The sequence below is a fragment of the Aerosakkonema funiforme FACHB-1375 genome (genome assembly GCF_014696265.1).
Lineage (GTDB): Bacteria > Cyanobacteriota > Cyanobacteriia > Cyanobacteriales > Aerosakkonemataceae > Aerosakkonema > Aerosakkonema funiforme_A.
Genome location: NZ_JACJPW010000224.1, coordinates 1 through 3,351, shown reverse-complemented (window position 1 = coordinate 3,351; position 3,351 = coordinate 1). Strand labels below are relative to the sequence as shown.

At 43.0% G+C, this 3,351-nt stretch carries 2 protein-coding genes; one reads left to right on the top strand and one right to left on the bottom strand.

Annotation, left to right across the window (positions count from 1 at the left end; genetic code table 11):
- Positions 1-72: 72 nt before the first annotated feature.
- Entirely contained in the window at positions 73-2,265 is a 2,193-nt protein-coding gene (locus H6G03_RS38600; protein WP_191056972.1) for a PAS domain S-box protein, read from the bottom strand.
- 417 nt (positions 2,266-2,682) lie between these two features.
- Between H6G03_RS38600 and H6G03_RS37005 the strand changes: the two genes are divergently transcribed.
- Positions 2,683-3,351, top strand: a 669-nt coding sequence (locus H6G03_RS37005) for an aspartate carbamoyltransferase (RefSeq protein WP_190475917.1), incomplete at its 3' end; no start/stop codon positions are given.

Sequence of the window (3,351 nt, the reverse complement as noted above, 5' to 3'; positions counted from 1 at the left end):
TGTCAAGTCTTACAATACATTTGTACTATCCTGGGGTAGCGATCGCACTCCTGCAAGTGCCTTAACAAAAGTTCATACAGTGTCGATTACTTTTGTCCGACTACTTAGCAGGCGTTTGCTGCGATCATCTTCAAGTTGTATTTCTAGCAGTTGAATCGCCATTAGAATTGGTGCTAAGACATTATTCAAATCGTGAGCTATGCCGCTTGCAAGAGTACCAATGCTTTCCATGCGTTGTGCGCGAAGAAACTGCGCTTCTAGTTGCTTCTTTTCTGTAATGTCAGTATTGACGACAAGAATAGATTTGGGTTGATTTGTTTCATCGCAGACCAGTGTCCAGCGGCTTTGAACGACGAGCTTTTTGCCGGATTTGGAGAGCTGATGCAGTTCTGTTTGCCAAGAGCCTTTCTTAACAAGCTTTTTCTCAATTAGGGGATAATTATCTTGTTCTCGATCGTACAAAAGCTGACGAACATACTCTCCCTGGGCTTCTTCTGTTTTCCAGCCATAAAGGCGTTCGGCACCTTTGTTCCAAAAAAGAATTTTACTATTCATATCTTGCACAAAAATAGCATCTGTTGCTATATCAATTAGAGCGGCTTGTTGAGATATTTGTTCTTCAAATAACTTACGTTCGTTAATATTGCGAAAATATACAGATAATCCATCTCGCGCCGGATAAGCATAAACTTCAAACCATGTATTTAGCGGTAAATATAATGCTTCAAATTTAACGCTGATTTGTTCTGATACAGCTTTATGATATTCCTTAAAAAAATCAGAATTTACTGCTTCTGGAAACTCATACCATATATTTTTACCCAATAATTCCGACTGTTTTCGCTGTAAAAAAATCTCTGCTTGTTGATTGATATAAGTGAATCGCCATTCATCATCTAAAGCAAAGAAAGCATCGGTGATACTTTCAAGAATATTGACGATCCGGTTTCGCGCTGCCTCAGCTTCAGCGCGGGAAGCTTGTTCTCTTTGCAAAATTTGGATGCGTTCTTGTTCGGCTTGTTTTATTGTTGTGATGTCGCGAGCGATCGCATAAATTAAACCCTCTTCAACAATAGGAAAAGCTGTCCATGCCAGCCATTTATAGGAGCCATCTTTGCAAGAATAGCGATTCTCAAAATTGATGGTAGGTGAGCCATTAGCAAGCTTTTCAACTTCACTGATGGTTGAAGAGCGATCTTCGGGATGAACAAAATTCAAAAATGGTTGTGCTAAAAGTTCGGAATTGGTGTAACCTAGAGTTTTTTCAAATACTGGGTTTAAGCGTTTGAAATAGGCGTCCGTTCCAGCGATACATAACATATCTAAGGATAAGTTAAAAAAGCGATCGCGTTCTGACTCTGCCTGTTTGCGGGCGGTAATGTCGCGTGTAAAACATCGCGTGTGGACAAATTTGCCATTTTCCCAGCATACATTTGAGTCGATGAGGACGTGCTTAACAGAGCCATCTTTACATCGCAACCTAGCTTCATAGTTGTGTAATGTCTGATTCGCGGCGAGGCGACTTAAAATATCATCTATTACTTCTTTGTCTGGGTAAAAGTTAGCGATGTGCTGACCGATATATTCCTGGGGAGTGTAGCCTAAAAGATCTAGTTCTGCTTTGTTTGCCCACTGGATCTTGCCGTCTGGCCCTACCCAATGCAGGCTAATCGCTGCATTTTCCAAGAAGTCAGTCAGCAGCTTTTCTCTGTGGCTAAGTTCTGCCTGCAAACGCTTGCACTCGATCGTAGTACAAGCTAAGTCTGCTAAATGATGCCGTAACTCTAGTTGAGTAATAACCTGACGACTCAGGGCTCGGAGTGACTCTGCTTGCTCGGAAGTGATTTCTCGGGGTACGAGATCGAGTACGCATAGAGATCCGATCGCTTTGCCTTCTCGTGAAATCAGAGGGACACAAGCGTAAAACCGCACGTAGGGGTAAAACGTAACTATAGGGTTTGTCCTAGACCTGCGATCGCTCAGAGTATCGGGAATAATTACTATATCGCCTTCCTGAACGCAAATTGGACATAACCAAGCATCGCGAGGTATTTGTTTGATGTCCAAATCAACTTTTGCTTTCACCCACTGACGTCTTAACTCGATAATATTGATGACTGCAATGGAAGCGCCACAAAGTTGTGCTGCTAAATGGGCGATATCTTCAAACGCCTGTTCGGTATCGCTGTCGAGAATTTGATACTGGCATAGCACTTCGAGCCTTCCTAGTTCGTTTCTAGGCAATGCTGCTTTCATGTTTGTCATCCTGGAGGTTCGATCTATTATTCCCAATTCAATGGCGTGTAATCTTTGCCGTATCTCTCAAAAGGTTTTATAACTTGCGTGTATTTTTTAGTTTTTTTTAATAGCCATCTAGCCATAACTTAGGTTACAGCTTTATTTATTATAATTTCTACAGCCTATTTGTAAAGATTTTCAGACCTCTATTTAATAAATTTCCATAGTTTTTCTATCTTTAGGTATATGTACCCTCAAATTTTTTATGGCATGGCATCTGGCTAATTATACATCAAGTAAAAATATTTAGATAGGCAAATATAAATAACGTATAAATACCCAACAAGAACTCCATCCCTGTCTAAAAAAGCCGGGATAATCTCGAACGATCGAAATAAAGTGTTTTAATGTGAAAATCTGAGATAATTTGGCTTAATTACTCGCATGGCTACTACTACTTGGACACGCCGCCACGTTATTTCGCTAGCTGATTTTGTTGCTGCTGAGTACGATACAGTGTTGCAAACTGCTGCTAGTTTTAGGGAAGTGCTGTCGCGGCGGGTCAAAAAAGTACCGACGCTGCAAGGACAGGTGGTGGCAACCCTGTTTTTTGAGCCGTCTACCCGGACTCGCAATAGTTTTGAACTCGCCGCTAAGCGACTTTCGGCGGATACGCTTAGCTTTGCACCGGCAACGTCTTCTCTGACGAAAGGAGAGACTATTTTGGATACGGCGATCACTTATTTGGCGATGGGAATGAATATAATGGTGATTCGCCATAAGGAGGCGGGGGTGCCGCAAGCGATCGCGAAAGAGATGGATCGCTTAGAATCGCAGGTGAGCGTCCTCAACGCAGGTGACGGTCAGCACGAACATCCTTCACAAGCGCTGCTAGACTTATTTACCATCTGTTCTCTGCTAGACCCAGACCGACCCAGATTAGAATTGCTCCAAGAAAAAAAAATTGCGATCGTCGGAGATATCCTGCACTCGCGGGTAGCGCGGTCTAATATCTGGAGTTTGATGGCCAGTGGAGCCGAAGTGCATCTTGCTGGGCCACCCACTTTGCTACCCCAGTTGTTTGCCGAGTGGGGGAGCGGGGGAGCGGGGGAG